A 26,413-nucleotide genomic window follows, 5' to 3' on the forward strand; every position below is an offset into this window, starting at 1 on the left:
TAATAAAAATATGATTTTATGCATTGAATCAGTCTGAAAAAATCGTATATAATATAATCAGTATAACACAGAGCAATGATAAAGTCAATATTTCGGAGGTGGTTGATTGTCAAGATCAGAAAACAAAGCGTTCTATCATAAACTTATAATGCTTTCCTTGCCGATAGCACTTCAAAGCCTGATGCTCGCTCTTGTAGCCGCCTGTGACGCTCTTATGCTCGGACGGGTAGAGCAGAACGAAATGACTGCGGTATCTCTTGCGACGCAGATACAGTTCGTGCAGAATATGTTCATCTCCGCCGTGACAGGTGCGGGGGCGATACTCGGAGCACAATATTGGGGCAAGGGCGCCAGACGCACTATGGAGGAAATATTCTGCCTGATGCTGCGTGTCAGCGGCATCGTTTCACTGATATTCTTCACAGCCTGCGAGCTTATCCCCTCACTGCTAATGCAGATATTTTCAGGTGATGAAGTAATAATTGGCATAGGCTCGGCGTATCTGCGGACAGCAGGCTGGTCTTATCTGATAACAGGCATATCTCAGTGCTACCTTACGATGATGAAGGTCACCGACAGAGTGAAAGCAAGTGCCTTTGTCAGTTCATGTGCGGTGGTACTCAACATCATTTTTAATTTGGTACTGATATTCGGTATGCTCGGTTTCCCTGCCATGAAAGCAAGAGGGGCGGCACTTGCAACGACTTTAGCCCGTGTCACAGAGCTTATTCTTGCGGTGTATCTGACATCGGGCAAAGAGCATATACGTCCTGTATGGAGCAGTCTTTTCAGCACAAACAAACAGCTTACTAAGGATTTTATGAAGCAATGTCTGCCGCTTATGGGCGGTTCACTTTTCTGGGGCGTAGGCTTTACCTCATATACGGCTATCATCGGACATATCGGAACGGATGCCGCAGCGGCAAACTCAGTGGCATCGGTGGTGCGTGACCTGATCTGCTGTATCTGCAACGGTATCGGCAGTGCGGCGGGTATCATCGTCGGTAACGAGCTTGGGGCAGGAAAGCTGGACACAGGAAAGGCTTACGGGATAAAGCTGAAAAATATATCCTTTGTGATCGGCTTTTTGTCAACAGCATTGGTACTGGCGGTGACGCCCGTTGTGGTGAACGCCGTCAAGCTGACCGATGAAGCGAGAAGCTACCTCACCGGAATGATGATTATAATGTCGGTATATATGATAGGCAGATGCGTTAATACCGTCACGATAAACGGTGTACTTGACGGCGGCGGAGATACTGTTTTCGATATGTACAGTCTGTTCGTGTGTATGTGGTGCATAGCTATCCCGCTGGCACTGCTCTGTGCATTCGTATTTCATTTTCCCGTTCTCGTTGTTTACGCCTGCACCTGTCTTGACGAAGTTGGAAAAATACCTTGGGTCATGCTGCGTCTGCGAAAATACAAATGGGTGAAAGACCTGACCGTAAACAAGAATGAAAAGCAGTCCGAAATAATATGTGAAGGAGAATTATTATGACAAACAGAAAGTTTACCGAAATGTCCCCCGAATGGGTACGCAAGCCGAATAATGTTACATTATCGGATGACAGGATCGAGATCATTACCGAAAGCGGCACCGATCTCTGGCAAAGGACATATTACGGTTTCACGAACGATAATGCACCTGTATTGCAGGCACAGACCGACGAGAAGTACTTCTCATTCATTGTAAAGACGCAGTTCGCAAGCAAAGACCGCTTCGATCAGTGCGGTGTGGCGATGTATCTCGACAGTGACAACTGGTTCAAGGCTTCTATTGAATACGAGTACGAAAACTGTCAGCGGCTTGGCAGTGTTGTCACGAACAACGGCTATTCCGACTGGGCGACTACTGATATTTCTTCCGATATAAAGGAAATGTGGTATCGTTTCAGCCGCCGTGAGAGCGACTTCTGTATCGAATGCAGCAGGGACGGCGAAGATTTTAAGCAGATGCGTATCTTCCATATGTTCGCAGGGGCGGAAAGTATAAAGTTCGGTATTTATGCCGCAAGTCCGACTACAGGTTCATTCAAAGCTGTATTTACCGATATGACCGTTACAGAGTGTCAATGGAGATCTGATGCTGACTGGAATGACAAATAGCCATTAAGTAACCCCATAACAAGCAGACCAAATTCGATGAAACAATAATCTAACTACTATCTAAACATTAAAGCAAAAGCGATGCCTACCAAATAGTAAGCATCGCTTTTCCTATCTATCAAATTGTATCAGCGTTCATATCCCCACAAGCTCCGCTACTTCCTGCAGCGTTTCCTTGTAACCGTTCTTCGCCCAATAGATGTACAGCTTATACACGCCGCCGATCTTATAGACGATCTCCCACGCATTCACAGCGGATTCGCTGAAAAACATGTAGACTTTTATAATAATATAAGCCAAAGGGCTATGTCCTCCGTATTATGTACGGAAGGCATAGCCCTTATTTTTCTTTTTAGAAGCCTATTCAGTTAGTTATAATCTTCTTTCAGCTTTTTCAGAAACAGTTCTGCTATCGGAGAGAACACCTGATACTTCTTCCAGATGATATACATGTATGCTTGGATTGACCGCCTGCGGAAGTGCGGAAAATGATGGGAATACTTCTTCAACGGCAACAACTTCCAAAACAGAAACACAGCAGACAGAAACGGCAAAGCAAACCGAAAACAGAGAGGATAAGTCAACTCCTGCCGATACTGCGGCAGCACCCGAAACGGCAGACGAAGCCAAATCATCGGGCAAGGATACGATAGTTGTCTATTTTTCCGCAACAGGGACTACGAAAAAAATTGCGGAGCGTATCGCAAGTGTCACGAATGCCGATCTTTACGAGATAATCCCTGCCGAGCCTTACAGCGATGCCGATCTTAATTGGAACGATAAAAACAGCCGTACCACAATAGAAATGAACGATCCGAATGCCCGTCCTGCTATCGCTGATGATACGATCAGCTTTGACGGTTACTCTACTGTATATATCGGCTATCCGATATGGTGGGGCGACGCTCCGAGGATCATGAGTACCTTTGTTGAAGCACACGATTTCAGCGGTCTGACGGTCATTCCGTTCTGCACATCGGGCGGTAGCGGTATCGGCAGAAGCGGCAGCAATCTTGCTTCACAGGCAGGCAGTGGAAATTGGCTTGACGGTGACAGGCTCGACGGGGGTATCTCCGAGGACGAGCTAAAAACTTGGATAAGCAAATATAACTGAACAAAGGAGGGCTGACAATGCAGACAAAGACAAATTCCGTTATCAAGCGAGTGGTCGATGCAGTGCCGTTTCTGTACGGACTCATCAGCATTAACGTCATATGGATCGTATCCAAGCTCGTCGTCAAGTTCTGATTCAAGGCTGCCTTCCATAAATCCTGCAAGTGCTTCCTTGAACAGCACCTGGATATCGTCCATGCTTTGGATATTTGCCGCCGAAAGAAAATCGCTTATCAGCTCTCTTCTTGCACGCTGTTCTTCTGTTTCGTTTCTTCGTTTTCTGATCATAATTAAAACCTCCGAAGTAGTGTCTCTTCTATTATACACTACTTCAGAGGTTTACACAAATTTTAGGATAGACTCGGGATTGACTCAATAAATTATTATGATAAAAATTATAACCTTTTATTTGATAAATTTTATTGTACCGTCAGCATTCTCAATATAAGCTCTGTGAATAAGCATATCATAATGTGCAATTGGTTTCCTACAGATTTTCGCCTTTTTAAGTGCAGCTCTTACAGCGGCAGTTGCCCTTATGTCCATATCTATATCATCCTGAGTCAGATATTTGTCTTGTTCATGAGGTTCTATTACATTGATGACCATTCCATTTATATTTAATACTTTAGCCATTAGATTTCTCCTCTGTAGTTGCAGCTATTTGATCTGTGTCATATATTTTTCTGCCGTCAGGATACTCGATATACGGCATTTTTTTGCCGTAATCATACCGTGAAACAGGGAGTCCTTTTATACGGCGTATTTCATCATCAATGCGAACTGCTTCAATGAATCGCCTTGTCAGTTCATCATCGCTTACGCCGCAGGTTGAATCCAGTTCATTATACTCTTCCATAAGGCTTACCTCCGTCATTTTCACATATTATACCATATCGAATTTCATAAATCAATTCTATTATAATAAAAAATACAAATTTAAAGGAACGGCAAGCCTTTTCTCACCTGTAAACTTGATTATCTATCTATTCTATGGTATAATATACACATAGATTCTTTATTTGCAGGGAGGTTCATATGGCTGATTACAGACCGCCGTTTACAGTAACTGACAGGATAGTAGCTCTTATTGCTGATATAAGTGAGCAGATAGGTAAAATAACGATCCAGCATCAAGGCACGATCAATCCTCGCCTGAGAAGAGAAAACCGAATAAGAACTATCCATTCCTCTCTCGCAATTGAACATAATACGCTGACAATTGATCAGGTCACAGCTATTATCGACGGTAAACGTGTGCTTGGAAGCCCTAATGAAATACAGGAAGTCAAGAACGCCTATGAAGCATATGAGCTTATGCTGAAACTTGATCCCAATTCTGTGGAAGACCTGTTATCGGCTCATAGACTTATGATGAAGGGACTTGTTCCTGAAAACGGCAGGTTCCGTTCAAAGGGCGTTGGTATCTTCGATGGTGAGCAGCTTATTCATATGGCTCCGCCTACTGACCTTGTTCCGAAACTGATAGCTGATCTTTTTGAATGGTATAAGAATTCTGAAGTGCATCCTCTTATAAAAAGTGCCGTTTTTCATTACGAATTTGAGTTTATTCATCCATTCGCTGACGGTAACGGACGTATGGGAAGAATGTGGCACAGCCTGCTGCTCGGACAATGGAAGGAACTTTTCTATTGGCTCCCAATCGAAGAACTGATACGATCAAAGCAAGCTGAATATTATAACGCTTTGGGCAAGGCAGACAAGAGTGCAGACAGCGCTGTTTTTGTAGAGCTTATGCTTGATATTATTTATTCAACATTGAAGGAGATGGAAAATGTTAGTCGGTCGACCGACCAAGTTAGCGACCAAGATACCGACCAAGATACCGACCAAGATGATAACATCAGCAGGTTAACCAAAGTCCTCGGTGACAGGGAGATGTCGGCGACTGATATTATGACCGGACTCGGACTCTCTCATCGGCCTACCTTCCGCAAAAATTACCTTGCTCCTGCATTGGAAAAGGGAATAATCGAGAGAACGATCCCCGACAAGCCTAACAGTAAGAATCAAAAATACCGAAAGGTCAAATAAAATGAAACCGCTCAGGATCATGAGCGGTCATGCTATATGAACTTTAAAAGCAGTTCATTGCGCTTATCGTTCTTATTTATGATTATAGCATAACAGCAAGAAACGCAGTCGGCAGCAATGTCGGCTGTTTTTTGTTGTACTTGACATAGCCCCCGCCCTATGTTATAATATCAGTGTCCGATTTCGGACTAAAGAGGTATATAACATGGAAAACAAAGAATATCTCGCAGCTCTTGCAGGCTGTGAAAAGAAATATGACTCGCTCTATCGTGGAGCAGCGGCAGCCTTCGGGCTCTCCGACTGCTCGATGTGGGTGCTGTATTATCTGCAAAGTGCCGAGGAGCCGCTTTCTCAGCAAGACCTGATTGAACTCATGCTGTTCCCGAAGCAGACGATCAATTCCGCTGTGGCGGGGCTTGCGAAGAACGGCTATGTCACGCTTGAAATGATACCGAATACCAAAAATCGCAAGCGTATCCTGTTGACCGATGAAGGCAGAGCTTTTGCGGAGAGAACCGTTCTGCGTATGATACATGCGGAGGAACGAGCCGTGTCCGAGATGTCAGATATCAAGCGTTTCGTAACGCTGTATGAGGAATTTTTTAAACATCTGCATAATGAATTTGAACGGGAGGGCTTGTGCGATGCAAAGGGCTGACAACATAGAGATCATCGGGGCAAGAGAAAACAACCTGAAGCACATCAATGTCACGATACCGAAAGGTCAGCTTGTGGTATTTGCAGGCGTGTCTGGTTCGGGGAAAAGCTCTCTTGCCTTCGATACGATAGCGGTCGAGAGCAGCCGTGAGTGGCAAAGCTCCTATCCGCTGTATCTGCGGAACAAAATGCCGCATTATGAACGTCCGAAGGTCGAGGAGATACATAACCTTACCCCTGCGATCGTGGTAGACCAAAGAGCTATGGGCGCAAGCACACGCTCCACTGTCGGTACGGCGATAGATGCCGCACCGCTTGTCCGCCTGCTGTTCAGCCGTATCGGACAGCCCTCCGCTGGCGGTTCTATGGCGTACAGCTTCAATCACCCTCTCGGTATGTGTCCCGACTGCACAGGCATCGGTGAACAGCTTGTGCTTGTGGAGGACAGAATGTTCGATATGAGCAAAACACTTGCGGAGGGTGCTTTGCGGTTCAGTCAGTTTTCGGCAGGCTGGCAGACCTATCTTTATCAGAACAATCCCTTGCTCGATCCGCACAAAAGGCTCTGCGACTTCACGCCCGAAGAAATGGATATTCTGAAACACGGGGCAAAGGACAAGGTGCAGGTGGAGATACGCTCCAACAATACGGGGCGTGTGGATAAGGTGGACTACGAGGGCGTTATCCCTCGATTTTATCGGCTGTATCTGCGCCGTGACATCACAAAGCTGAAACAGAGCTTGCAGGACGAAATTATGTCTCTTGTGGAGAAGGGCGCTTGCCCGACCTGCGGCGGTACTGGCTTAAATTCTGCTGCACTTGCTTCAATGATAAACGGGCTGAATATCGTGGACTATGGCAATATGACAGTGATGGAGCTTCTGCCCGTGCTGGATAAGATCACCGAGCCGAGGGGTGTTTCGCTTGCAAGGCAGATAAAGGCGATTTTGCAAAGAATGGTAGATGTGGGTATCGGTTATCTTTCTCTTTCAAGGCGGACAGACACCCTTTCGGGCGGTGAATTGCAGCGTATCAAAATGGTGCGTAACTTGGGCAGCAGTCTTTCAAATATCACATATATATTCGACGAGCCGACTTCGGGCTTGCACCCTGCCGATGCGGAGCGTATCGGAAAGCTCCTGCTCGATCTGCGTGACAAGCACAACAATGTTTTCATCGTGGAGCATAGCCGTCAGATGATAGAGCTTGCAGACCATATCATCGAGCTTGGCGAGGGTGCAGGAACGAATGGCGGTCGTATCGTATATCAGGGCAACCTGTCGGGCTTGCGTTCTGCCGATACGCTGACAGCGCAGATGATGAACAAAAAGATAGAGATAAACACCTCACCGCTGACAGCAACAGAAGGGTATAAAATAGAAAACGCCCATTGTCACAACCTCAAAAATGTTACTGTCACGATACCGAAGGGCGTTCTGACCGCCGTTACGGGCGTTGCAGGTTCGGGAAAAAGTTCCCTTGTCTGCTGTGAATTTGTGAAGCGGTATCCGCAGGCTATCGTCATCGACCAGAAGCCGATAGGGACATCTATCCGTTCCACTCCTGCCACATACACAGGCGTTATGGACGAGATACGAAAGCTGTTCGGCAAGGAAAACGGCGTGGCTGCAAGCTGGTTCAGCTATAATTCAAAGGGCGGATGTGCGGTCTGCAAGGGTACGGGGCAGATAAGCTATGATATGGCGTTTGCCGAGCCAGTGATCGTCCCCTGCGAGGAGTGCGGCGGTCATCGGTATAACCCGACTGCGCTTTCCTACAAGTACAAGGGGCTGAATATCGAAGATGTGATGAAGCTGACGATAGCCGAGGCTATGGACTTTTTCGACAGCAAAAAGATACGCTCCGCCTTGCAGAGCATGATAGATGTAGGGCTTGGTTATCTCACCCTCGGTCAGCCCACAAGCACTCTTTCGGGCGGCGAGGTCCAGCGTGTCAAGCTGGCGAGTCATCTGCAAAGCAAAGGCGAGATTTATGTCCTTGACGAGCCGAGCACTGGACTTCACGGCAAGGATATTGAAAAGCTCCTTGCACTCCTGCGGAAGCTCGTTACTGGCGGAAACACGGTCATAATTGTGGAACATCGCCTTGAACTCATCGCACAGGCGGACTATATCATCGACATGGGACCGGAGGGCGGTTCGGACGGCGGCGAGGTCATGTTCAGCGGTACGCACGAGGAACTGCTGAAATGTGAAAGGTCTAAGACGGGGGAGTATCTGAGGGAATGTATATGAGGTTTTGTCACATTCGTCACATACCTTATGAAGCTTATATAACCAACTTTGATCCCATTGGGTTCAAAGTTATTATCCTCTTATTAGTTTTATGATTTCCGTAGGCTTCAAAACCTTTCCCGATGAAACGAGCTTCTCATTGACAACGAGTGCAGGCATTAACATTGCGCCGTACTCCATGATCTTCTGCAAGTCGGTGACATACTCGACCTCAATGCCCATACCCTTGACAGCCTCGACAGTGTTGTCGTAGAGCTGATGACAGGCTTTGCAGCCCGAACCGAGAACCTTGATACAGCAGATACTGTCAACCTTTTCACCACAACAAGTAGATGCAGTCTCGCCTATAGTCTGCTCTCCACTGCAACAGCAGCAGGGAGCTCCCTCTTTCTTTTCTTCTTTTTTCTTCCCGAATAATGCCATGATATATTCCTCCTAAATGATGTAATTCTGAATGAGATTAAAGAAATATCCGACAAGGATAATTCCGACCGTACAGATAGCGATGAAAATGCCAAGCAGCTTAGGCTTTATTGCCTTTTTCAGCATTATCATTGACGGCAGTGACAGCGTAATAACGCCCATCAAAAAAGCGATAACTACGCCGAGATTTGCTCCTCTTGCGACAAGCGCTTCTGCAATGGGGATACAGCCGAAGATATCGGCATACATCGGTATTCCACATATCGTGGCAATGATAACACCGAACGGATTTCCAGCGCCAAGAACTTTAACGATCCATTCTGTCGGTATCCAGTTATGAATAATAGCTCCGATACCAACACCGCCTATGATATATGGCAAGACTTTCTTTGCCGTTCCAGCAACTTTCTCCCAGGCGTATCTCATTCTATCGCGCTTTGTCAGCTCATTCTGCGGAGTATCAATGCTCCTTCCGTTACGGATAAACTCCTCCACCTGATCTTCAAGGTGCAGCTTTTCGATAAGCGTTCCGCCCGCGACTGCAATTACAAGTCCCACTATCACATATATTACAGCGACCTTCCAGCCGAAAATGCTCATCAGCAGAACGAGCGAGCCTAAGTCAACCATTGGCGATGATATAAGAAACGAGAACGTCACTCCCAGCGGAAGTCCTGCACTTGTAAAGCCCATGAACAGCGGTATTGAGGAACAGGAGCAGAAAGGCGTGACAGTGCCGAGCAGAGCGGCAATGCAGTTGGCACCAATACCGTGAAACCTGCCAAGGATCTTCTTTGTTCTTTCAGGAGGGAAATAGCTCTGTATATAGGTTATCACGAAAATCAGAACGCCGAGCAGTACCGTGATTTTTATCGTATCATAGATGAAGAATTGCAGACTGCCGCCCAGTTTGCTTTCGGTATCAAGACCGCAGGCGTTCAGCAGTGAGCCGATAAGCCTGTTAAGCCATTTCATGCCGAATATCTCGTCTTGTATAAATTTCAGCACGCTTAAGTTCCACCTTCCAACATTTCTGTCAGTATCTCTGCCGCCGTCCTTACCATTTCGGGACAGAGCATCCTGAACAGACCGTTTGACAGTGCAAAATTCTTACCCTCCTCAGTCCTGAGGTCACAGCCGAGAATATCACGACAGATATACGAGCCCTTGCGTTTCTCGAACTCGTCAAGGAACTTGACAGCCATAGTTCCGCTTTGGGCACGGCTTTCAGTGTCGTTAAGGTCGAACTGCCCATACTTCATACCGAGAACCATAAGAGCTCCTGTGCAAGCACCGCAGACCTCGCCCTTGCCCATTCCTCCGCCGAAGCAGGCACCGATTTGAAGAGCCTGTTTTTCGGTAATGCCGAACTGCTCCGCAAACGCCGCAAATACCGCCTGCGAACACTTATAGCCATTCTCATAATACTGAACTGCTTTTGAAACAATATCCATTTTCATTTCCTCCAATTGTTATATTTAGATATATCTATTTGATGATACTATTTTAAGCCGTATAGTCATACGGCTTATTTATTACAGCAATTACACTCGTTTTCAGTCACTGCCGTGATCTCTTTCAGGCAGTCCACAGCGACTTTTACGCCCTCTGCTGAAATAGAGTAGTGCATCCACTTGCCCTCTTTTCTGCCGACCACAAGACCGCTGTCGCAGAGCACCTTCATATGGTGAGAGAGTGTCGGTTGACTCAGGTGAAGCTCCTCAAGGAGATGACAGGCGCATAGCTCGCCGTTTTGCAGGATTTTGAATATCTGCACTCTGTTTTCATCACACAGGGCTTTGAATATTACCGTGATCTGTTTGTTTGATAACTCCACGTCCTCACCTCATATCGAAGATTTTCTATATTATATCATACACATAGAAAAATGTCAATATGTTTTTCTAAATTCTATTATAATCCCAATCCGTACCCTGCACCTACACCTATTACCGCAGACAGAATAATGATCTTGATTGGGTGTACCTTTTTGAACGCAAGCACGGTGGTAACGGCGAATAAACCGAGGAATATCCAAAAGCCCGCTGAAGAAAAAGCCGATACGCTGATACCTGACAGAAAGAATACCGTCCTCGCAACGGATATGAATGCGGCTCCTATCATTCCGACAACGGCAGGCTTCAAGCCCGACATGATACCGCCCACCGCTTTGCTTTTCTTGTACTTTTCAAAGCACTTTGCGATGATAAGTATGATGATAAAGGACGGCAAAACTATACCGAGGGTAGCTATTATCGCCCCTAAAATTCCGCCTGTCCTGATACCTACAAAGGTCGCCATATTGACTGCAAGCGGTCCCGGTGTGCTTTCGCTCAGCGCGACGAAATCCACAAGCTCCTCCTGCGTCAGCCAGCCGTGACGTTCTGCTTCCGCCTGTATCATAGCGATCATTGCATATCCGCCGCCAAAGGTGAACGCACCTATTTTCAGAAAGGCAAGAAACAACTCAATCAGTGCCATTGCTCTGCTCCTTTCTGTTCAGAAGCGACCACAGCAGCCCGAACAATCCACATCCGATGATGACAAATACAGCATCTATTTTCAGAAAAGCAGTCAGAACAAGTGAAAGTCCCATTATCACGTAAGAAAATGGTTTCTTTTTCTTTTTCACTGAATTGAACATCATCCACAGGGCTTTCAGTATCAGTGCAAGTACAGCTGCCCTGATACCCATAAAAGCATAGTGGACGGCTTTTATGCTCTGAAACTGCGTCAATATCAGGGATATAAGCGAGATTATAAGAAACGAGGGCAGAACAACACCGAGTGTTGCCATACAAGCCCCAAGAAAGCCCGACGTCTTATATCCTACAAAGGTTGCGGCATTGATAGCGATCGGTCCGGGCGTTGACTCAGAGATCGCAACAATATCGGTGATGTCTTTTTCATTCAGCCATTTTTTGTTTTCGCAAACTTCCTTCTGTATCAGCGGTATCATCGCATAACCGCCGCCAAAGGTAAAAGTCCCGATCTTCATAAAGGTCAGGAACAGATCAAGATTCTTATTCATTGTATCACTCCTACAAAGAAATTATACCAAATGAAGCAATATCCGTCAATATCCGAAAACGACAAGAATATACTTGACATAAGTCAATAAATATGTTATAATTGACATAAGTCAGAAAGGAGATGCTATTATGCCAAGACCTCAGAAATCACGCCGTATCTGCTGTTATCCCGATTACTGGAGCTTTGCACCCGATCAGGATACAGCAAACGATACGGTCGTTATGTCGCTTGATGAGTTTGAAACGATACGTCTGATCGATTATCAGTCAAAGACGCAGGAACAATGCGCTCAGGAGATGAACGTGGCGAGGACAACTGTCACGGCTATCTATGATACCGCAAGAAAAAAACTTGCTCAGGCTTTGGTCGAGGGCAGACGCATCATCATTTCAGGCGGAAATTATACTCTTGATAACACGATCTCGGAGGAGATCGCACGGAAAGGAAGCAGTATTATGAGAATCGCAGTAACCTATGAAAACGGACAGATCTTTCAGCATTTCGGCAGAACAGAGCAGTTCAAGCTGTACGATGTTGCCGACGGAAAGATAATCAACGAGCAGATAGTAGGAACAATGGGTGCAGGACACGGTGCGCTTGCAGGATTTCTGAAGAACGCTCAGGCTGACGTTCTGATCTGCGGAGGTATCGGCGGCGGAGCTCAGATGGCTATGCAGGAGGCTGGTATCGCTCTCTACGGCGGCAATATGGGAAGCGCTGACGAAGCTGTAAAGGCATTCCTTGCACAGACACTTGTTCAGAACGAGAACCCTACCTGTGATCATCACGATCACGAACACGGCGAAGGTCATTCCTGCGGAGATCATGGCTGCGGAACTCACAGCTGTGGTAACCACTGATGAAAATCGTGACCCTTGTTGAGAATACCTGCGGACATGAGGCGTGTATAGCGGAGCATGGGCTTTCTCTATATATTGAGACTGAGAAGCACAAGCTGCTGCTTGACACTGGGCAGACCGACGCAGTTGTGAAGAATGCAGAAGTCCTCGGTATAGAACTGTCCGCGGTGGATACGGTGGTGCTCAGCCACGGTCACTACGACCATTCCGGTGGTATTCTGCCGTTCTCGCAAATAAACCACACCGCTCAGATAATCATGCAGAGTAAAGCTGCCGAGCCTCACTACAACGGCGAACGCTATATCGGTATCGACAGGTCTATTCTTGACCTTCCGAATGTGCGGCTTATTGACGGAGATGTTCGGCTTGACGACGAACTGTTCCTGTTCAGCGGTATCACAGGCAGGCGGTGCTATCCGCAGGGCAACCACAAGCTGTCACGTATGGAGAACGGTGAAAAAGTCCCAGATGATTTCGCACATGAGCAGTGCCTTGTAATAACGCAGAACGGCAAGTACTGGCTGCTTTCGGGCTGTTCTCATAACGGTATTCTCAATATTCTTGACCGATACAGGGAGATATTCGGAAATGCTCCCGACTGCGTTATCACAGGATTCCACATGATGAAAAAGGACGGCGAGCACACCGAAGAAGAAAAAGCGGTCATCATTCAGACAGCACAGGAACTCGCAAAGATGAATACCGTATTTTACAGCGGTCACTGCACGGGTATCCCAGCATTTGAACTGATGAAAGAGATAATGGGTGATAAGCTCATTGCTCTGCACAGCGGTGAGCAATTGATGCATGATGAGAGCGTTATTCTCAATAACGAAAATTGAATTGATCCCGAAAAATGAACAAATATGTTCATTTTTCGGGATTTTCTTATGCTGTTTATGCTTATATGCTTGAATTTGTAGTACATACTTGAAAAAAAACACTTTAATCCAAATTGCTTAAAATCAGACAGAAAATTCTGGAATATCCTATAATCGAACAAAAGTGTTCATTCAAACGATCAGTGTTAATCACGATGATCAGTGAAATATCGTGCTTCTTTTTGATCAGGTGTGCAATTTATATTTGCTGAGTGAGGCCTGTCGTGATTATAAAATCTTATATACTCGTCTACAGATCTTCTGAAATGCTTCTCGGAAGTATAATCTCTGCGGTACAGCTCTTCGGTTTTCATATTTTTAAAAAACGATTCACAGACTGAATTATCATAAGGAATGCCTGCTTTTGAGAATGATTGAATAATGTTTAATTCACTAAGGTAGTTCGTAAACGAGTTTGAGATATAATTACTGCCATTATCAGAGTGTAAAATCAAGCTCTCTTGAGGAACACGTTCTGCATAAGCATCTCGGACTGTTCTTTTTGTAAGTGAAGAATTATTATTGAGCGATATATTATAACCTACAACTTTACGAGCGAACAAATCAATTATAACGCATATATAATAGCGCTTATTTTTAAACTTGAAATAAGTAACATCACTTGCCCAAACTTCATTTGGCTTGGTAACTTTAAACTTTTGTTTGATTATGTTTTCTCTCATCCTTTGCATATACATCTTTTTGGCACCGCCTCTTATGCTGAACATACCGTTTTCATGCATAATGCGAGCAACTAATCTGTCTGAAACTGTATATCCTTTGTTATTCGATACTGCAGCAACTTTTCCTGCACCATATCTATAATCACTGTCAGAATAGATTTGTTCGAGCAACGGAAGAAGCTCTTTCCGATTTTGTGCAGCTTTTGTATTTCCGTGTTTACCACGGAGAATATAATTATAAAAAGTTCCGCGAGGTACATTGAATGCTTCACATATTAGGTGTACGTTTTTCCCTTTTTCATTAAGCTGTTCTAAATACGGAAGTATTTCAGAGTGTGACAGGTCTTTTATAAATGGTGATTCTTGAAGCAATTGTATTATCCTTTCAAGCTTTTCACATTTTTGACTGAGCTTTCTGAATCCGCCAATATTCACCTTTAAATTCTTTTTTACTTTGTATTTCTTGATCCAGTTATATATTGAGCATCTTGAAATTCCATATTCATTTGCAAGAGAAGTGACACTCTCACCTGATATACAACGCTGAACAAGTCTTTCTTCTCTTCTTTTGATAATCGTTTCATGATTATTACTCCTATGCTTTTATTCCGCATTTTGTCGGTGTGAATATTATAGTTGATAAATTGGAATACGTCAACATTATTTGAGTTGAAAAGCAGATTGCCTTGCTTTTATATTTGATCTGTTGTATAATAAAATATGAAATATATCAGATCGGAGCAATAATTTATCATCATTACGACCGATAATGTTCAATAAGGAGCAAATATGGACTGGAAGGAACTGTTTGAAAAAAGGATACTTGAAAGAGGATACGACTACTATCGCAGCAATAAAGTTGAGATAACAACTATTTCGTCTGATGAGATCGGCGCAGTTGTTTCAGGTACAGATGACTATGAAGTAAATATATATTATTCCGGCAATGAGATAGATGATATGTTTTGCGATTGTCCATATGCTGTGGACGGAAAAAACTGCAAGCATATGGCGGCAGTATTATACATGGCTGAAGGTCTGAAAGAGATGTCGGGATCGACTGTAACTGATATGGAAGGTCTGCTCAATAGTACAGATGCGGAGCTGATAAAGAAATTTCTTATAAATGCAATGAAATTCGATACAGCTCTTAAAGATAGATTTGTTCGTTTTATCAGTGCTGAAAACGGAAATATCAATATAGATGATTACAAAACTCGCCTTTCAATACTTGTTAAGAACTACTCAGATAAGAGCGGTTTTATAAACTGGAAAAATGCAAGTCCATTTATCGGCGATGCTGTTGCACTTCTGGAAGAGTGTACTGAAAATCTGATCAAATGGAAACGATTCGTTGATGCGTTTGAAATATCAAGCTATTATAATGATGAAATAATGATAACAGCTATTGATGATGACGGAGATATCAGTTACTTTCAGAGTGAATGCTTCAAGATCCTTGAAGCTATAGCTGTGGCTTCGGATCTAAATACAAAGCGGCGTTTATTCAATATGGCTTTCCAAAAGCTTGACACACGTTTCAGCTATTTCAGTGAAATATACTTTCTTTTTATTCGGAACTGCTTTGATGAAGATGAATTTCTTGAAAAAATGCTTGATTATTCTGATAAAGTTATTTTAAAGAAGAACATTGATGATTATGAATTGGAGGAGTGGATAGTTTATCATATAGAGCTTATGGGAAAGCTTGACTACTCCTTTGAAGATATTGAATTTTTCTGTAAAAGATATTGGAAATACAACGATGTCCGCGAGTATCTTGCAGATAAGTATTTAGCAAACGGAGATACTGAAAAAGCAGTAGCTGTTCTTAAGGAATCACTTGAAATTAAAAAGGGCAGTATTAATGCTTTTGAAGCACTTCACAGCAAACTTAAAGACATTTATAAACAGATCGGAGATAAAAGGAACTATGTCAAAGAACTGTGGATCATTCTTACAAAATGCAGCAATACAGACTTGAATTATTACCTTGAATACAAATCTCTTTTTGCCGATGATGAATGGAAAGAGAACAGGGAAAAACTGTTTTCTTCGATGAAATATAAGGCAATGCTTCCTGAATACTTTATTGAAGAAGGATTGATCGACAGGCTTGCAGACTATGTTTTTGAAAATAATAATATATATTTGATAGAAAAATATGAATCTCTTCTTGTTGATGACTATTCGGAATTGGTTCTTGGCGCATATGCAAATGAGCTTAATAAAGCCGCGGAGCGTACTGCTGATCGTCCGACTTATAAATGCTGGGCGGATAAGCTCAGGCATATGAAAAATATAAATAACGGAGAGAAAGCTGTGAATGAAATCATCGAAAGGTGGCGAGAGCTTTATTGCAATCGCCGCGCTATGATGCAGGAGATAAATATGGTTGCAGATGAACTATAGACGTTTTCTGACGGAGAATAGTCATTTGTCATATGTCATACATTTTGTATAGGTGACACAAATCTTAATTCGGCGTTTGCCGCGTAGTTCCGCCTTTTGCGAGAGGCGGAACTATTTGTTTATTATGACGAATCACCATTTTTCAGCCCTGAAATTCTGCGTTTATTACACCTGAAGTGTATTGAAATCTGCCGTTTTCTGCGAGAAAACGGCGAGACAATATAGGAGGACAAATATAAGCCCTATTTCCGTGAGAAGTGCAATTCTTGCGGTATGCGCCCGACTTGTAACGGGTGCAGTAATTGCGGAAAGTGTGAGACATAAAATAGTGTTGAATGAAACTTTGTGCAAAAACACCATTTGAAAAAGCCTGAAAAGTGTGATATAATATATGTATAACGAGTAGCAATTCTGCGTAAGTCCAGTTATTGCTGCTCGTTTTTTTATTTTGCGAGGTGATAATATGTATAACATTGGCGATGTTGTGATGTATGGCACATTCGGGATATGTAAGATAGCTTCGATAGAAAAGCGTGACTTTATGGGCGAGGAAAATGATTATTATATCCTTCGCCATGTTTATAATGAAAAAAATACATTCTATGTGCCTGTTGACAACGAACTGGCAGTCAGCAGACTTCATAAGGTGTGTTCCAAAGCAGATGTAGACGAACTTATCGGACACATGAACGCTGAAGCTCCTATATGGATAGATAACGAAATAAAGCGCAAAGAAGAATACAGCCGTATCATCAAGGAAGGCAATAAACATGAGATCATAAGGCTGATAAAAACTCTGTATCTTCGCCGTAAGGAGCTTTACGCTGAGAAGAAAAAGCTCCGTTCCTCTGATGGAAGCTATCTTACTCTTGCAGAGAATATGCTCTATGAGGAATTCGCATACGCTCTCGATATTGACAGGAGCGAGGTCGTTGACTATATCGAAAAGCACATAGCCTGATTTATATGAAAAATTTGATATTATTAGTACATAACGAGCAGCATTCCGCGTAAGTCCGGTTATTGCTGCTCGTTTTAATATTTTTATGGAGGTATATCAAAATGAAAAGAATCAAAGAAGCGTGTATCTGCCAGACACTTCACTTCATGCTCAAGGAGGATTTCGGTCACGACTATGCTGTCAGAGCTGTAAAGGAAGAAGTTGAGAAGTACAAAGCCAGTCTTGACAAGACCAGAACAAAATACAAGATAATCGAGGAGACCGAACAGGCCGACGGCTCGATCATCATAAAGATAAAGAAGCAGTACAATACTTCTCCTGTCGGCTCTTATCTCGACTAATACAACTTAATATCATCAAAAACAGCGTGTAGCCAAAAGCATAAATCCAGCTTATGGCTCACGCTGTACTTTTTTTAGGAGGAAAAACAAATGGAAGAAACCGCAAATCAATTCTTAGGGCGTGAGCCTGTGGGCAAGCTGATGAAGAAATACGCTGTGCCGTGTATCATCTCTCTGCTTGTGGGTGCGCTCTACAACATCGTAGACCAGATATTCATCGCCAATGCGACATACCTCGGCTCTTACGGAAACGCTGCCAATACCGTAGTCTTTCCGCTGACGGTCATAGCCCTCGCTATTGCCGTAATGATCGGTGACGGCTGCTGTGCGTTCGTGAGTATCAGTCTCGGAAAACGTGAAAATGACAAGGCAAAGCACAGCGTCGGCAATTCGATAGTTATGAGCATTATCGGCGGTCTTGTGCTGTGTGCAATCTATCTGATATTCAGCGACAGTATCATCGCAATGTTCGGCGGTACGGTCAATCCCGAAACATTCAGGCACTCAAAGGAATACTTCTTCTACATCTCGCTTGGTATACCGTTCTATATGTTCGGGCAGGCGATGAACCCCGTGATCCGTGCTGACGGCAGTCCGAAATTCGCTATGTTCTCAACCCTTGCAGGTGCGGTCATCAATATGATTCTCGATCCAATATTCATATTCGGCTTCAAATGGGGTATGATGGGGGCAGCGGTCGCAACGGTCATCGGACAGGTCGCAACAGCGGTGCTTTCGGTATGGTATCTGCTGAACATGAAGCAGGTCAAGCCCTCAAAGCACGATTTTCGGCTGAACAAAACTATTGCAGGAAAAACACTCACTCTCGGTCTGACCAGCTTTCTTTCGCAGATAGCACTTGTAGCGGCTATGGCAGCTATCAATAATATGATACGCAAATACGGCGCATTGGACGATATTTTCGGGCAGGAGCAGTACGCTCAGATACCAATGGCTGTGGTCGGTATCGTGATGAAGTTCTTTCAGATCGTCATTTCTATCGTAGTCGGAATGGCGGCAGGCTGTATCCCGATAGTTGGCTTCAATAGGGGTGCAGGGCTGAAAAGCCGTGTGCGTGAGCTGTTCACAAAGCTCTTGATCGCAGAAGCAAGTGTGGGTGCTGTGGCACTTGTCATCGTTGAGCTGTTCCCACATCAGCTTATCGGTATATTCGGTGCCGCCAACGAGAGCAGTTACTATACCGATTTTGCAGTCAAGGCTTTCCGTATTTATCTCTGTATGATGATATTCGCCTGTGTGAACAAGTCATGCTTTATCTTCTTGCAGGCTATGGGCAAAGCGGTCGAATCAACAGCACTTTCGGTCATTCGTGAGATATTGTTCGGCGTGGGACTTGCATTGCTTCTCCCTGTATTCTTCGGGCTTGACGGTGTGCTGTATTCAATGCCCGTGGCGGATATTCTGACTTTTGTGGTGGCACTTTTCCTTATCATCAGGACTTATAAGGAGATAAGTCCCGAAACTGTCAGGACAGAAACAAGACCTGTGCTTCAGACTGATACTGAGTGATTCTTGAGCCTTGAAAAGTAAAACAAGCAGTCGGCTTTGAAAGTCGGCTGCTTGTTGTTTTATTCCATTGCATAGTGTGGTAATTTATAGCTTCTCTGTTCTTCAAATAATGAAATTATTTCTGGATAAGCTCCACAACTTCACCGATAAACATCGTGTGTATCTCGTTAGTATTGGGGTAGATCTTGGCGATTTCAGGCGGAAGCTTTGCAAGCTCAAAATCATCTGCATACAACTTACGGCAGATGATGGCTGACTCTGCTTCTTCAAAAGTCAAGCCATGTTCTGTGAACCTCGGTGTTACACCTGCAAGTGCATTCTTATCGGTATCCCGTCCAGACTTTGTGCCGAATTTTACGATCCGTTTGCGCAAATCATTCGGGAAAAATGATACGGTAAAATATTCGCTCTCCGTAAGGAATTGGTGTGTATAGTGGGAATGAGCGGCATAGACCGTCACGACAGGCTTTTCCCAAAGCGTTCCCATCGAACCCCATGCCACGAGCATACTGTTGTTTTTCTCTGCCGAACCTGCGGTGATTACTGCCCACTGACGCTGAAATTTCTTGAAAATATCCGTTTGAAAACTATAATCATTCTTTTCTCCTTGTAGCAGGCGATGATCATGAAGTTTAACGAGATGTCAACAGAGGAACAGAACAAGGTTTTGTGTGAAGCGAGGGTGTGTATACAGAACACAGGCTTCAACTATACTATGGCTTTGATAAATGGGAAATACAAGATGTCTATTCTCTACACGATCGCACAGTTTGAGGTGATTCGCTGGGGCGAGATGCAGAGGTATATCAAGGGAATATCGTTCAAAACTTTAAGCACTAACCTGAAAGAACTGGAGCGTGACGGACTTGTTCATCGTGAGGAATATCCGCAGATACCGCCAAAGGTCGAATATTCTTTAACTGATAAAGGAAAAACGCTTATACCTATACTGAATGCTATGTGTGCGTGGGGATATGAAAACAAGGAGGAGTGAGCAATTTGGTGAGAAAGTCAAGCTGAGTTCGGCTCGGTTATGCCGAGACAGTTTACTATGCTCAAAAATGCACCCTATGTCGTTATCCCCGTATTCAAATGTAAGGAGCTGAACGGCGAATATGTGTCAAAGCTCAATCCGTTCTCCACAATATAGTGTGTTATAGAGAATATTCCCCGAAATTACCGATGTGAAAGCAATTATCGAGCGAACAAAGGATATGTGCAACCTGATATGGCTTGAAAATCTCAGCCTCCGTAGGAGCTATAAGGCGGATATACTTTCATATATCAAGGAAAAATATCCGCACCTAATGCCGATTTATGACGAGATATACAACTGCGGCAGCCTGTTTGAAAAGATCATCGTTGGAGGACGGAGCAGCTGCTATTGTCCGACTTGTCAAAAATGAAAGGAGCAGTCCACATGAGACCAATTATTAAAACAGTGGCATTTATTTCTGCGATTGCAATGAGTATCAGTTCATACAGCGGACTTATAAATACAAATACGGTATATGCTGCTGATGACACTGAAATTCTCTCCTCACAGCTTTCAATGCCTATCATCTCAATAGACACCTTGGGCAACAGCGTAACTACAAAAACAGCTATACCGATGCCAGAATTTCTATTTACGATGAAAACGGAGAAACAGACACAAATAACGCCGACATTCAGATACGTTTGCGTGGTAATCTAACGCTGTTTGCAGATAAAAAGAGTTACCGTTTCAAATTTCAGAAAAAAGAAAATCCTCTTGGTGTTGGCGATGGAGCTGCAAAATCATGGAATCTTGTAGCAAACTATTATGATGCATCGCTTCTCCGAAATATGACCGCCTATCATCTTGGTGATATGATGGATAATATGCCGTATTCAGCAAACACGCGCTCCGTTGAGGTGTATGTGAACGGAGAATATCAGGGCGTTTATTTGCTTTGCGAAGCGGTCAATGTCGCTAAAAGCAGGATCGCAATAACCGAAGAACCTTCACTTATTGAGGATAACGGCTATCTGATAGAACTGTCCAGATATGCAAAAGAGAATGTATTTACTGTCGATTGCTGTACATATGAAGTAAAGAGTGATGTTTCAACGGATCAGACTGTCGCAGAGCAGCAGATCGGGTATATTTCTGATTATACAGAGAAAGCTCTGCACGCATTGAAAAGCGGAAATAAGTCCGATATCGAGCAATATATTGATGTTTCGTCCCTTGTAGACAACTGCATCGCTTATGGGATATGCAAAGATGTAGATGCCGGCTGGGACAGCTATTATCTGTCAAAGGACGCAGGAGGCAAGCTGACATTTCATCCAATGTGGGACTATGACCTTGCACTCGGCAACAACACCGAGGCAAAAGGAATTGAAAGTGCTGTCGGTATGGGAATATTCGATGTAACAGACTGCTCTGCAAGCTCAAATTCGTGGCTGTGTTATGCGCTCAACTGTGACTGGCTCAGGCAGATGATAGTTGAACGTTGGAATGAGAAACTCAGTGAAATACAGACGCTCCCTGACTTTGTAACATCTGAAGCCGCTGTGCATCAGGATTCATATGACCGCAACTTTACAAAATGGGATCTGCTCGGCAAGCCAATCTATAATGAGCCGGAAGAGGAAGCAGCACTGGCTACACATCAGGCACACGCACAGTATCTTGCTGATTGGCTGACACAGCGCATTACATGGCTTGATAACTATTACCACTCTGACGATTTCACTAACGGTGTTTTTCTGGATGAAAATAATAAGGCAATAGACACTAAGAATGCTGTCTATGTGAGCATTCTGAATTACTGGGGTATGACAGGCGAAGTAGATGCGAACAGCCCAGGTTTTACTGCACAGGCAGGTTCAGGCTTCGGACAAGCACTCTCATCCGGTTTGATGATGCAGGAAGGTCATAAATACAAGATAAGTTATGATTACAGCGGAGCATCAACTGCTAAACTCAGCTATAGACTTCAGGCAAATCACGATAATTACAGAGGGTATGAATCTGATTCCGTATCTGTTGCCGCAGAACAGCAGCATTATGAAAAAATATTCACAGCCGGCACGACTGACTTCAACTGTTCGCTTGCCTTTAATTTTAGCGGAAGCGGCGAGGTGAAGATCGAACATTTATCTTTTGTTCCTGTTGAAGATGAGTACCTTGTCGGTGATGTCAATGCTGACGGAACATTTGATATTGAAGATGTAGTTTTATTGCAGAAGTGGCTGCTCGCCGTTCCGAATACCGATCTGAAGAACTGGAAAGCAGCAGATCTCTGCAAGGATGATAAACTTGATGTCTTTGACCTTTGCCTGATGAAGAGAGAACTTCTCAAGAAAATGGGGGGAGTATGATATGGGTTCACTTCTTCTTGCGATAATATATCTCGCATTTATCAGTCTCGGCTTGCCTGATTCGCTTCTTGGTTCAGGCTGGCCGACAATGCAGACAGATTTCGGCGTTCCATCATCATACGCCGGATATGTGTCTATGGCAATATCATTTATGACGATCATATCAGCATTGGTTGCTCCGTCGATCATAAAAAGAGTAAGAACACAATGGATAGTCGTTTCATCTGTATTCCTGACAGTTATAGGTCTGATCGGCTTTTCATGCTGTAAATCGTATGCCATGCTTTTCATTTTCGTGGTGCCTTATGGACTTGGTGCAGGCTCAGTTGATTCAGCACTTAATAACTATGTAGCAAAACACTATTCTTCTTCGGTGATGAATTTTCTGCATTGCTTCTATGGTGTAGGTGCTATGATCAGTCCGTATATCATGTCTCTTGCACTTGCAAAGGCTTACTGGAATGAGGGATATCGCTGGACTGCATATATACAGTCAGGCATCATGCTTGTATGTCTGTTATCTGTTCCTCTCTGGAAGAAAAACGAAGCAGCAGAAGATGACAGCGAGCATGACGCCGCAGGTATCAGAGACGCTCTTAAGATCCGAGGCGTTATCCCTACACTGATCGCATTTTTTGCATACTGCTCAGGCGAATGTACCTGCTTCCTGTGGACATCAAGCTATTTTATCGGTACAAAGATGATATCGGCTGAGACTGCTGCCGCATTCGGCTCTCTAATATTCGGAGGTCTGATGCTTGGCAGGCTGATATCCGCCTTTGTGTCAAACAAGCTTGGTGACAGATTACTGATCCGTATTGGTATTGTCGTTGAAACGGTCGGTATCCTGTTGATACTTCTGCCGTTTGATGGCTATATATCAGCGGCTGTTGGATTTGTCATAACAGGTATCGGAATGGGACCTGTATATCCCGCCATACAGCACATGGCACCTGACAATTTCGGCAGAAAAAACAGCGCAGCAGTCATAGGTCTGCAAATGGCTTCCGCATACATTGGAAGCACCTTTATGCCGATGGTATTCGGTCATATCCAGCAGGCAGTTGGTATCGGGATAATGCCAATATATCTTATATTCTTCGCTGCATTGAACATCAGTATGCTTGAATATGCGTATAAGCGAATGGATACTAAGACCTGATACAAACTTTGAACCGGAGTCAAAGTTACAAATAAATATACCGCACAAGGACGTATCCCTGTGCGGTATATTGTTTTATATGTCACTCTCAATCTAATAAAGAGTTTTTTATTCTGCAATAATTATACCGCCGAAATATTCGGGATTGCCGTCTTTGTCGCTCAATACGAAGCCTCTTGTATGGCAAACTGCGTATGTACCGTCGGCACGCCTTGCACGGTAGCGTATCGGTCTGACCTCAGCATTTCCGCATAGAACAGCGTCGATAGCTTCTTGGTAGGTATTCATATCATCGGGGTGGATATGCTTCTGCCAGTATTTATCAGCATGGTACATATATTCCGACTGCATACCGAAATCATCTACAAGAGTCAGCGACCAGCGCGAGAAATCATGCTTCAGATCGTTAAGATAAACATACCCCTCGCCTGCGACCGTATAAAGCGCACCGAACATACCGTCAAGCAGCCGTTTTCTCTCGGCGTTTATCGGTATATCCATACTGTTCATTCCCATGAAATAATCGACTATCTTCATGGATTTCAGTTCGTTTTTATTCTCGTACATCTCCATGTCGGCTCTTTTGTAGACCGCTTCAAAGCTGTCATCGCTGACACGATCAAAAACCGCCATTCCGCAAGCGACCACAGGTCCCGAACGCGAGCGTTTATTGGCAAGGGATTCTTCCCGCAGCTTTGCAAGCAGCTGTTCACGCATATCAAAATCCCGTCCGTCCAGTACGACGACGAACTCATCTCCGCCGACCCTAAATACGGGGCTGTGATCGAAAGTATCGCAAATCAGGCGGCTGGTTCTCTGTATTGCTTCATCTCCGAAGCTGTGTCCACGGGTATCGTTGATCTTTTTAAGATCGTTGACATCGCACATTATCACGCCGAAATGACAGCTCTCGGGGGCTGCTTTGATCCTCTCATCAACAGTTGCGATATACTCCGTGAACGCGGTCTTGTTTCGTATTCCTGTCAGCGCGTCCATTCTTGCCATACGTCTGGCAGACTGCAGATCCTTTTCCTGTTCTTCCTTTCTGCGGAATTCTTCCTCAATGTTTTCCAGACAGCAGATAATATGCTTTCTGTCATCACACATTAGTTCAAAATGCCGCATATGCATAATATTCCCATGCAGAATAAGTCGGTATACAACAGAATAGGACTTGTTGCTGTAAAGCCTGTCGAGCATAGCTTCTTTGTCATGAAGTTTTATCACAAGCTCAAGATCGTCGGGGTGAACGCATTTTGAGGCGCTTTCCTGTACTTCGGAAAAGAAATCCTCGCCGTAAGCCGGGATATCCAATCCTTTAAACAGTTTGTGAGGGATATACTCGGTATAGTTTCCCGATTCGATGTCAATATAATACAGGCTGTCAAAATGATGTGTAAGTGTAAGTGCGATCTGGCTTAATGCTTCCTTATCATCTTTCATACGCTTCTCCTTTGATGAAACACACATTTAATAGTCTCTCAGATTAATGATACTGACGGCATTTCGATAGGTTTTGTTCTTATTATACAACATAATACTGTAAAAGTCAATAAAAGCATATTATTTATACAGATGTATCATTTCCCTATCTCTGTAATATGCAGATTGACCTTTCAGCACTGATGTGGTATAATTATCCTATATTCTGCTTTGCTTGGAGGAATGAACATGGAACTGCGTTTACTGGAATACTTCCTGACGGTCGTTCGTGAGGAAAACATATCAAGAGCCGCCGAGGTGCTTCATGTGACACAGCCGACACTCAGCAGGCAGATGAAGGAGCTTGAGGACGAGCTGCATACTACGCTGTTTGTCAGGGGCAAACGGCTCACGCTTACCGATTCAGGGCTAATGCTCCGCAGACGAGCAGAGGAAGTCGTGTCGCTTATGAAGAAGATCGACAGTGAGTTTCAACAGCAGGAAGAGATCAGCGGTGTGATCTCGGTCGGCAGCGGAGGTCTGAAAGCAGCGGAGGTTCTTCCCGAACTTATAGCGCATTTCCGTGACCGCTATCCGCTTGTCAGCTTTGAGCTTCACACGGGTACGGCTGACCATGTGAAGGAACGGCTTGAACACGGTCTGCTCGACTTCGGTATCCTGCTGGAGCCTGTGGATATTGAGAAGTTCGATTATATCCGCCTGCCTGCAAAGGAAACATGGGGCTTGTTGATGCCTGCGGATCATCCGCTTGCAAAGGAAAAAGCGATCACCCGAAAACAACTAAAGGGAATGCCATTAGTTCTGACGAGCCGTACAGCTCTGAAAAGCGAGATCGAAGAATGGCTGAGGTGTCCCGTATCGGAACTGGACATCGTTGCAACAATGAACCTCATCAACAACGCCGCACCTCTTGCGGAGCGTGGTATAGCCTGTGTGCTGACGATTGAGGGAGCGACAACAATGTTTGATCCTGCCCGATTTGCCTTCCGTCCGCTGACACCTGAGCTGTCGTTCACATCGGTGCTTGCGTGGAAGAAGCTCAGTCCCTATTCGGGGGCGGCAGGGAAATTCCTTGAATATATCAAGAGTGTTCACGCAGAGCAATAAAAGAATTTTTACCACACAGTAATAATTGACTTTTTCT

At 44.3% G+C, this 26,413-nt stretch carries 30 protein-coding genes and 1 pseudogene; 18 read left to right on the forward strand and 13 right to left on the reverse strand.

Going from position 1 to position 26,413, the window contains the following annotated elements; genetic code table 11:
• Positions 1 to 106 precede the first annotated feature (106 nt).
• On the forward strand, positions 107 to 1,501 hold the full coding sequence (locus BLW60_RS11315) for an MATE family efflux transporter (protein ID WP_347496484.1): 1,395 nt from the start codon (positions 107 to 109) through the stop codon (positions 1,499 to 1,501).
• Entirely contained in the window at positions 1,498 to 2,109 is a 612-nt protein-coding gene (locus tag BLW60_RS11320) for a DUF1349 domain-containing protein (protein WP_074717406.1), read from the forward strand. Before BLW60_RS11315 ends, BLW60_RS11320 begins: the two co-directional genes overlap by 4 nt.
• Before the next feature lie 135 nt (positions 2,110 to 2,244).
• Here the strand turns inward: BLW60_RS11320 and BLW60_RS16855 are convergent, their stop codons facing one another.
• Entirely contained in the window at positions 2,245 to 2,382 is a 138-nt protein-coding gene (locus BLW60_RS16855) for a hypothetical protein (protein ID WP_207645937.1), read from the reverse strand.
• 181 nt (positions 2,383 to 2,563) lie between these two features.
• On the opposite strand from BLW60_RS16855, the gene BLW60_RS11330 reads away from it, so the two are divergent.
• Entirely contained in the window at positions 2,564 to 3,223 is a 660-nt protein-coding gene (locus tag BLW60_RS11330) for a flavodoxin (RefSeq protein ID WP_074717407.1), read from the forward strand.
• Positions 3,224 to 3,315: 92 nt separating this feature from the next.
• On the opposite strand, the pseudogene BLW60_RS17420 reads toward BLW60_RS11330, so the two are convergent.
• From BLW60_RS17420 to BLW60_RS11345, 3 genes and pseudogenes are all read right to left on the reverse strand, one after another.
• Positions 3,316 to 3,510: pseudogene (locus tag BLW60_RS17420) on the reverse strand (IS256 family transposase); the annotation flags it as partial.
• 117 nt (positions 3,511 to 3,627) lie between these two features.
• A complete protein-coding gene (locus BLW60_RS11340) occupies positions 3,628 to 3,858 on the reverse strand; it encodes a hypothetical protein (protein ID WP_074717409.1) in 231 nt (76 codons plus the stop codon).
• Positions 3,851 to 4,081, reverse strand: coding sequence for a hypothetical protein (locus BLW60_RS11345; RefSeq protein WP_074717411.1), 231 nt, complete (start codon positions 4,079 to 4,081; stop codon positions 3,851 to 3,853). The genes BLW60_RS11340 and BLW60_RS11345 overlap by 8 nt, the downstream gene beginning before the upstream one ends.
• Positions 4,082 to 4,260: 179 nt before the next feature.
• Between BLW60_RS11345 and BLW60_RS11350 the strand changes: the two genes are divergently transcribed.
• The 3 genes from BLW60_RS11350 to BLW60_RS11360 all read left to right on the forward strand — a co-directional run bounded on the left by BLW60_RS11350 (position 4,261) and on the right by BLW60_RS11360 (position 8,189).
• Positions 4,261 to 5,277, forward strand: coding sequence for a Fic family protein (locus BLW60_RS11350; RefSeq protein WP_074717413.1), 1,017 nt, complete (start codon positions 4,261 to 4,263; stop codon positions 5,275 to 5,277).
• Between the two features lie 205 nt (positions 5,278 to 5,482).
• A complete protein-coding gene (locus BLW60_RS11355) occupies positions 5,483 to 5,935 on the forward strand; it encodes a MarR family winged helix-turn-helix transcriptional regulator (RefSeq protein ID WP_074717415.1) in 453 nt (150 codons plus the stop codon).
• Positions 5,922 to 8,189 (forward strand): ATP-binding cassette domain-containing protein, encoded by a 2,268-nt coding sequence (locus BLW60_RS11360; RefSeq protein ID WP_074717417.1) that lies wholly within the window; start codon positions 5,922 to 5,924, stop codon positions 8,187 to 8,189. Before BLW60_RS11355 ends, BLW60_RS11360 begins: the two co-directional genes overlap by 14 nt.
• Before the next feature lie 72 nt (positions 8,190 to 8,261).
• Here BLW60_RS11360 and BLW60_RS11365 read toward each other — a convergent pair whose 3' ends face one another.
• The 6 genes from BLW60_RS11365 to BLW60_RS11390 form a co-directional block, all read right to left on the reverse strand.
• Positions 8,262 to 8,612 (reverse strand): thioredoxin family protein, encoded by a 351-nt coding sequence (locus BLW60_RS11365; protein ID WP_074717419.1) that lies wholly within the window; start codon positions 8,610 to 8,612, stop codon positions 8,262 to 8,264.
• A 12-nt stretch (positions 8,613 to 8,624) separates the two neighbouring features.
• Positions 8,625 to 9,587, reverse strand: coding sequence for a permease (locus BLW60_RS11370; RefSeq protein ID WP_074717673.1), 963 nt, complete (start codon positions 9,585 to 9,587; stop codon positions 8,625 to 8,627).
• A 35-nt stretch (positions 9,588 to 9,622) separates the two neighbouring features.
• Complete coding sequence (locus BLW60_RS11375) at positions 9,623 to 10,066, reverse strand: C-GCAxxG-C-C family protein (protein ID WP_074717421.1); 444 nt, start codon at positions 10,064 to 10,066, stop codon at positions 9,623 to 9,625.
• 74 nt (positions 10,067 to 10,140) lie between these two features.
• Entirely contained in the window at positions 10,141 to 10,449 is a 309-nt protein-coding gene (locus tag BLW60_RS11380) for an ArsR/SmtB family transcription factor (protein WP_074717423.1), read from the reverse strand.
• Between the two features lie 77 nt (positions 10,450 to 10,526).
• Positions 10,527 to 11,093, reverse strand: coding sequence for a chromate transporter (locus tag BLW60_RS11385; RefSeq protein ID WP_074717425.1), 567 nt, complete (start codon positions 11,091 to 11,093; stop codon positions 10,527 to 10,529).
• Positions 11,080 to 11,643 carry a chromate transporter gene (locus tag BLW60_RS11390; protein WP_074717426.1) on the reverse strand — a complete coding sequence of 188 codons (564 nt, stop codon included), beginning with the start codon at positions 11,641 to 11,643 and terminating at the stop codon, positions 11,080 to 11,082. Before BLW60_RS11390 ends, BLW60_RS11385 begins: the two co-directional genes overlap by 14 nt.
• 130 nt (positions 11,644 to 11,773) lie before the next feature.
• Between BLW60_RS11390 and BLW60_RS11395 the strand changes: the two genes are divergently transcribed.
• Together BLW60_RS11395 and BLW60_RS11400 are read left to right on the forward strand one after the other, a co-directional pair.
• Complete coding sequence (locus tag BLW60_RS11395; RefSeq protein WP_074717428.1) at positions 11,774 to 12,505, forward strand: DUF134 domain-containing protein; 732 nt, start codon at positions 11,774 to 11,776, stop codon at positions 12,503 to 12,505.
• Positions 12,505 to 13,347: an MBL fold metallo-hydrolase gene (locus BLW60_RS11400; RefSeq protein ID WP_074717430.1), complete on the forward strand. Its 843-nt coding sequence runs from the start codon at positions 12,505 to 12,507 to the stop codon at positions 13,345 to 13,347. The genes BLW60_RS11395 and BLW60_RS11400 overlap by 1 nt, the downstream gene beginning before the upstream one ends.
• Before the next feature lie 185 nt (positions 13,348 to 13,532).
• Here BLW60_RS11400 and BLW60_RS11405 read toward each other — a convergent pair whose 3' ends face one another.
• Positions 13,533 to 14,645: an IS3 family transposase gene (locus tag BLW60_RS11405; RefSeq protein ID WP_074717432.1), complete on the reverse strand. Its 1,113-nt coding sequence runs from the start codon at positions 14,643 to 14,645 to the stop codon at positions 13,533 to 13,535.
• Between the two features lie 213 nt (positions 14,646 to 14,858).
• Between BLW60_RS11405 and BLW60_RS11410 the strand changes: the two genes are divergently transcribed.
• From BLW60_RS11410 to BLW60_RS11425, 4 genes are all read left to right on the forward strand, one after another.
• On the forward strand, positions 14,859 to 16,481 hold the full coding sequence (locus BLW60_RS11410; protein ID WP_074717434.1) for an SWIM zinc finger family protein: 1,623 nt from the start codon (positions 14,859 to 14,861) through the stop codon (positions 16,479 to 16,481).
• A 463-nt stretch (positions 16,482 to 16,944) separates the two neighbouring features.
• A complete protein-coding gene (locus tag BLW60_RS11415) occupies positions 16,945 to 17,442 on the forward strand; it encodes a CarD family transcriptional regulator (protein WP_074717436.1) in 498 nt (165 codons plus the stop codon).
• Between the two features lie 101 nt (positions 17,443 to 17,543).
• Complete coding sequence (locus BLW60_RS11420) at positions 17,544 to 17,783, forward strand: hypothetical protein (protein ID WP_074717438.1); 240 nt, start codon at positions 17,544 to 17,546, stop codon at positions 17,781 to 17,783.
• A 90-nt stretch (positions 17,784 to 17,873) separates the two neighbouring features.
• Positions 17,874 to 19,313 (forward strand): MATE family efflux transporter, encoded by a 1,440-nt coding sequence (locus BLW60_RS11425; protein ID WP_074717440.1) that lies wholly within the window; start codon positions 17,874 to 17,876, stop codon positions 19,311 to 19,313.
• 115 nt (positions 19,314 to 19,428) lie between these two features.
• On the opposite strand, the gene BLW60_RS11430 is transcribed toward BLW60_RS11425, so the two are convergent.
• The gene (locus tag BLW60_RS11430; protein ID WP_074717441.1) at positions 19,429 to 19,929 is read right to left on the reverse strand and encodes a flavin reductase; all 501 of its coding nucleotides are present in this window, start codon (positions 19,927 to 19,929) and stop codon (positions 19,429 to 19,431) included.
• A gap of 24 nt (positions 19,930 to 19,953) precedes the next feature.
• On the opposite strand from BLW60_RS11430, the gene BLW60_RS11435 reads away from it, so the two are divergent.
• The 5 genes from BLW60_RS11435 (at position 19,954) to BLW60_RS11455 (ending at position 23,826) form a co-directional block, all read left to right on the forward strand.
• Complete coding sequence (locus BLW60_RS11435; RefSeq protein ID WP_074717676.1) at positions 19,954 to 20,307, forward strand: winged helix-turn-helix transcriptional regulator; 354 nt, start codon at positions 19,954 to 19,956, stop codon at positions 20,305 to 20,307.
• Between the two features lie 190 nt (positions 20,308 to 20,497).
• Positions 20,498 to 20,719 (forward strand): zinc finger domain-containing protein, encoded by a 222-nt coding sequence (locus tag BLW60_RS11440; protein WP_074717442.1) that lies wholly within the window; start codon positions 20,498 to 20,500, stop codon positions 20,717 to 20,719.
• Between the two features lie 14 nt (positions 20,720 to 20,733).
• Positions 20,734 to 21,009 carry a hypothetical protein gene (locus BLW60_RS11445; protein ID WP_074717444.1) on the forward strand — a complete coding sequence of 92 codons (276 nt, stop codon included), beginning with the start codon at positions 20,734 to 20,736 and terminating at the stop codon, positions 21,007 to 21,009.
• Positions 20,994 to 22,664 carry a CotH kinase family protein gene (locus tag BLW60_RS11450; protein WP_074717446.1) on the forward strand — a complete coding sequence of 557 codons (1,671 nt, stop codon included), beginning with the start codon at positions 20,994 to 20,996 and terminating at the stop codon, positions 22,662 to 22,664. Before BLW60_RS11445 ends, BLW60_RS11450 begins: the two co-directional genes overlap by 16 nt.
• 1 nt (position 22,665) lies before the next feature.
• Entirely contained in the window at positions 22,666 to 23,826 is a 1,161-nt protein-coding gene (locus BLW60_RS11455; RefSeq protein ID WP_074717448.1) for an MFS transporter, read from the forward strand.
• Between the two features lie 108 nt (positions 23,827 to 23,934).
• Here BLW60_RS11455 and BLW60_RS11460 read toward each other — a convergent pair whose 3' ends face one another.
• Complete coding sequence (locus tag BLW60_RS11460; protein WP_074717450.1) at positions 23,935 to 25,269, reverse strand: sensor domain-containing diguanylate cyclase; 1,335 nt, start codon at positions 25,267 to 25,269, stop codon at positions 23,935 to 23,937.
• Between the two features lie 228 nt (positions 25,270 to 25,497).
• Here BLW60_RS11460 and BLW60_RS11465 point away from each other — a divergent pair, with 228 nt between their 5' ends.
• Complete coding sequence (locus tag BLW60_RS11465) at positions 25,498 to 26,376, forward strand: LysR family transcriptional regulator (protein WP_074717452.1); 879 nt, start codon at positions 25,498 to 25,500, stop codon at positions 26,374 to 26,376.
• Positions 26,377 to 26,413 lie beyond the last annotated feature (37 nt).

It is taken from the genome of Ruminococcus flavefaciens (genome assembly GCF_900108555.1).
GTDB classification, from domain to species: Bacteria; Bacillota; Clostridia; order Oscillospirales; family Ruminococcaceae; genus Ruminococcus; species Ruminococcus flavefaciens_P.